Origin of the sequence: Peptoniphilus grossensis (assembly GCF_001940285.1) — a bacterium.
Lineage (GTDB): Bacteria > Bacillota > Clostridia > Tissierellales > Peptoniphilaceae > Peptoniphilus_A > Peptoniphilus_A faecalis.
On sequence record NZ_MJIH01000005.1, the window covers coordinates 1 to 3,843 of the forward strand.

Sequence of the window (3,843 nt, forward strand, 5' to 3'; positions counted from 1 at the left end):
CATAATCATAAAGATATAAATATTTATGAATTATTATTTGACGAAACGTTTGCAAATCATTATAATTAATTTAAAGGATATTGTAACAATTATATTTTAATCTAGTATTGGAGGTAAATAATGAAAAAGTTCTTTGTTATTTTATTGTTATTTTGTTTTATACCATCTTTTTGTTTTGCAAAGACAGATACTCAGTCCTCTCAAGTAAATGAATCATTAAATGGTACAATTAACATTACAGATTCAGATGTTCGATATATAAATTAAATGCTAATGGAATATGTGTCCCTGCTGGATATGACGATGAATTAAATGGATCTTACTTATTCAAAAACGATACATTCAAATAACTATAATTATAAAATTAATTTAATTGTTAGATGTTACCTAGACCACGGACGAATGGATAGTATTTCAAATATCGCTATTGATGGCAACGGTAAATTTATTCTGGTAATATGTATGCAGAAATTGTGAATTCTAGCAGTATGGTATATGATCTATATGGCGATATATATAACCAAGGGTAGCACTACTCATTTTATAAGTATTGGTGCAAATGGAAAAATAATAATGGTTCCTATACTGCATCCTACACTTCACGTTTTTATGACCACATTTCTGTAAGTGGATCAATTTGGATGAGTGATAGAATATAATATGAAAAAAAAATTTTTATTAATATTAGTATTTATTAACCCTTTTGTATTAACGTATATACTCTTATTCTTTTAAATCTTTAGAAAAAATTCCTATGCACACTTTCTTGAACTTAAGATATTTGATTCAGTAGAATATATGAGAAATTACTTATATATTTCAACTATATTGGGAACATATCTTTTATATAAGGAAGAATTGAATAAAAATAAATAAGTTTAAAATATTAACAATATCCTTTAATTTAAAAGCTTAAAGGTTCTATAATAAATAGTGTTGGTGAGAAATCATCAGCACTATTTTTGTATGGAAATGTATAAAAAATAGACATAGAAATCACATTCCTATAAAATATAGTTGCTACCAAATACCAAGGAGTGATTCTATGTCTATTAATAATTATATAAAAGATTTGTTGAACATTAAAGATAAAAATAGTAATTGATACTGAAAATATTATTGTCAAAAAGTTAAGTACATAGACACTAAATTTATTTATGGAAAATTAACTTACACCCAGAGGTTTGCCCATGTTGCGGTCATGTTAATGAATCTTTTAATATTATAAAATATGGTACTAAGATTTGTAAGATTAAACTTCCTGATGTTTCTAATATACCGACTATTCTTTTTCTAAAAAAGCAAAGATTTTTATGTAAAGAGTGCGGTTCTACCTTTAGTGCTAAAACCAATATAGTTAATGAGTATTCTAATATATCTAATGATGTAAAAAGAAAGATTGCTGTAGATCTTACTGAAATTTCATCCTTTAAGTCTATTGCTGAATCTAATGGTGTCAGCCCTAACACCGTTGTTAGAGTTTTTAAAGAATGGAGTAAATCCTTTAAACAGGATTTTTCTTATCTTCCACCGATACTATCTATAGATGAATTTAAGTCTACTAAAAATGTATCAGGCGCTATGAGCTTTATTTGTACCAATTCTATTACTGGTGAGATTATTGATATACTTCCTGATAGGAGACTATTTAAATTAGACACTTATTTTCTAAGATTCCAAGAAGAGTTAGAGATCAAGTTAAGATTGTTGTTTGTGATATTTACTCTCCCTATATGGAACTTGTTAAAAAGGTTTTTAAAAACGCTTGTATTGTTCTTGATAAGTTTCATATTGTTCAAAATTTTACTCGTGCTTTTAATATGGCAAGAGTTCAACTAATGAAGAAGTTTAAAACAGACTCTCATGAGTATAGGTGTTTAAAAAGGTACTGGAAGTTATTATGCTTCCTAAGGCTAAGTTAATATCAACACATTTTAAGAGTTTTCCTTGTTTTAAAGGATTTATCTCTCAAAAAGAAATAGTTGAACATATTTTAGATTTTGACTATTCTTTCAGGAAGATTTATGACTTAATCCAAAATATTTTATTTGCTATTAGAGAGAAAAATTTTGACACTTTAAAAACTATTTTGCAGGAATTTAAACCTGATGAGTTTGGGAAATATATAGAAAAATTAAGACAGCTATAAGTACAGCTATCAATATTTAGAAAAGATTAAGAATACTTTAAATACTAATTACAACAATGGAAAGGTTGAAGGTATTAACAACAAGATCAAAGTTATTAAAAGAATTTCTTACGGTTACCGTTCCTTTGATAATTTTAGATTGAGAATTTTTTATGTTTTTACCATAAAAAAATATATGGTTTAAGTCATAAGATATAAACCATATATCATTAATTTTTATTCACCAACACTATTTGACAAAGAACCAAAATTTAACACAAATAAAAAGAGAGACTAATTCTCTCTTTATAAATATTTTATTCTTCTGTTGATTTTTCAGTTTCTTCTTTTTCTGAAGCTGAAATTTCTTTTCCGTCTTCGAGAATTTCAGAATCTAAATCTGCGTCAGCAAAGTTAAGTCCAAGCATTTCTCCAATAGTCATGTTGAAGTCATCTTGTTTTGGTTCTTCAATTTTCTTTTCTCTTTTTGGAGCTACTTTTCTTTCTCTTCTTGGTTTTCTTTCTCTTGGTTTAGATTCTTCGTCTTCTTCTTTTACCTCAGGTTCAATTAGAGCCTTGATAGAAAGAGAAATTTTTTGATTTTCTTCATCAATGTCAGTTACTTTAACTGTAACTTCTTCGCCAATAGAAAGTTTATCTTGTGGTTTTTCAACATGTTCTCTTGCAATTTGTGATACATGGAGAAGTCCATCAACGCCTTGTTCAAGTCTTACAAAAGCACCAAAATCGAGAAGATTTACAACTTTGCCCTTTACTACATCGCCAATTTTAACTTCGTTTTGAACACATCCATGGTTTTCCATAGTTTGTTTTAGTCCAAGTGCGATTCTATTTTTTCTTTATCAACGTTTAGAACTTGTACTTTAACTACATCTCCAGGTGATACAACATCTGATGGGTGTTTTACTCTATTCCATGAAAGTTCAGAAATATGGATAAGTCCGTCAACACCTCCAACATCTACGAAAGCACCAAAGTTAGTTAATCTTTGTACAGTTCCTTCTATAATGTCTCCTTCTTTAAGCTTGTCGTATACTTCATCACGAACTTTGTCTAATTCTTCTTGAAGTACATTCTTCCTTGAAGCTACAATTCTTTTCTTTCTCTTGTCAAAATCGATAATTTCAGTTTCAAATTCTTCTCCAACGAATTTGCTTAAATCTTTTGGAATCTAACAGAAACATGAGATGCTGGTATAAATACATTTAATCCTCTGAAATCTGCAGTAAGTCCGCCTTTTACTTGGTTTTTATAGTTACTGTAATCTTTTCTTTGTTATTATAAGTTCTTCAACTTCATCCCAAATTTTCATATCAGCAACTCTTTTTGTTGAAAGAACAACATTGCCATCTCCATCGTCCATCTTTAAAACATATACATCAATTTCTTGACCTTGTTTATAAAGATCTGCTGGATTAACATCTGGTCCTCCTGCAAGTTCATCTTTTGAAATGATACCATCTGATCTGTATCCAAGATTTACCATTACTTCTGAATCAGTTATATATAAAACCTCTCCAGTTACTACTTCGCCCTTTCTAATCCTTTTAAAAGAATTATCAATGGCTTCCATCATCTCACCTTTGTCAAAATTTTCCATCCTACAAACAGCCTCCTTGATTACGATTCCGGTGTGGATGCTCCGGCGGTAATACCAATTTTATTAAATTTTTTAAATATATTTAAATCAATAT

At 28.7% G+C, this 3,843-nt stretch carries 7 protein-coding genes and 1 pseudogene; 5 read left to right on the top strand and 3 right to left on the bottom strand.

From position 1 onward, the window contains the following. Positions 1 to 120 precede the first annotated feature (120 nt). The 5 genes and pseudogenes from BIV18_RS10705 (at position 121) to BIV18_RS10430 (ending at position 2,333) form a co-directional block, all read left to right on the top strand. Positions 121 to 267, top strand: coding sequence for a hypothetical protein (locus tag BIV18_RS10705; protein ID WP_178385802.1), 147 nt, complete (start codon positions 121 to 123; stop codon positions 265 to 267). Between the two features lie 897 nt (positions 268 to 1,164). Continuing rightward, a pseudogene (locus BIV18_RS11495) lies at positions 1,165 to 1,482 on the top strand (transposase family protein); the annotation flags it as partial. Between the two features lie 221 nt (positions 1,483 to 1,703). Beyond that, a complete protein-coding gene (locus tag BIV18_RS11500) occupies positions 1,704 to 1,922 on the top strand; it encodes a transposase (RefSeq protein ID WP_416351114.1) in 219 nt (72 codons plus the stop codon). Continuing rightward, a complete protein-coding gene (locus BIV18_RS10425) occupies positions 1,874 to 2,149 on the top strand; it encodes a hypothetical protein (protein ID WP_144015228.1) in 276 nt (91 codons plus the stop codon). Before BIV18_RS11500 ends, BIV18_RS10425 begins: the two co-directional genes overlap by 49 nt. 25 nt (positions 2,150 to 2,174) lie before the next feature. Beyond that, positions 2,175 to 2,333 (top strand): transposase, encoded by a 159-nt coding sequence (locus tag BIV18_RS10430; protein WP_083635592.1) that lies wholly within the window; start codon positions 2,175 to 2,177, stop codon positions 2,331 to 2,333. A 112-nt stretch (positions 2,334 to 2,445) separates the two neighbouring features. Here BIV18_RS10430 and BIV18_RS11110 read toward each other — a convergent pair whose 3' ends face one another. From BIV18_RS11110 to BIV18_RS11120, 3 genes are all read right to left on the bottom strand, one after another. Further along, positions 2,446 to 2,952, bottom strand: coding sequence for a S1 RNA-binding domain-containing protein (locus BIV18_RS11110; protein WP_235860856.1), 507 nt, complete (start codon positions 2,950 to 2,952; stop codon positions 2,446 to 2,448). Positions 2,953 to 2,960: 8 nt separating this feature from the next. Continuing rightward, positions 2,961 to 3,320: a S1 RNA-binding domain-containing protein gene (locus BIV18_RS11400; RefSeq protein WP_328585309.1), complete on the bottom strand. Its 360-nt coding sequence runs from the start codon at positions 3,318 to 3,320 to the stop codon at positions 2,961 to 2,963. Positions 3,321 to 3,404: 84 nt separating this feature from the next. Further along, on the bottom strand, positions 3,405 to 3,749 hold the full coding sequence (locus tag BIV18_RS11120) for a S1 RNA-binding domain-containing protein (protein ID WP_235860857.1): 345 nt from the start codon (positions 3,747 to 3,749) through the stop codon (positions 3,405 to 3,407). Between the last annotated feature and the right edge of the window lie 94 nt (positions 3,750 to 3,843).

Bases quoted from the DNA above. Each gene is read 5' to 3' on its own strand.
- BIV18_RS10705 (WP_178385802.1), top strand. From the start codon at position 121: ATGAAAAAGTTCTTTGTTATTTTATTGTTATTTTGTTTTATACCATCT.
- BIV18_RS11110 (WP_235860856.1), bottom strand. From the start codon at position 2,952: ATGGAAAACCATGGATGTGTTCAAAACGAAGTTAAAATTGGCGATGTA.
- BIV18_RS11120 (WP_235860857.1), bottom strand. From the start codon at position 3,749: ATGGAAAATTTTGACAAAGGTGAGATGATGGAAGCCATTGATAATTCT.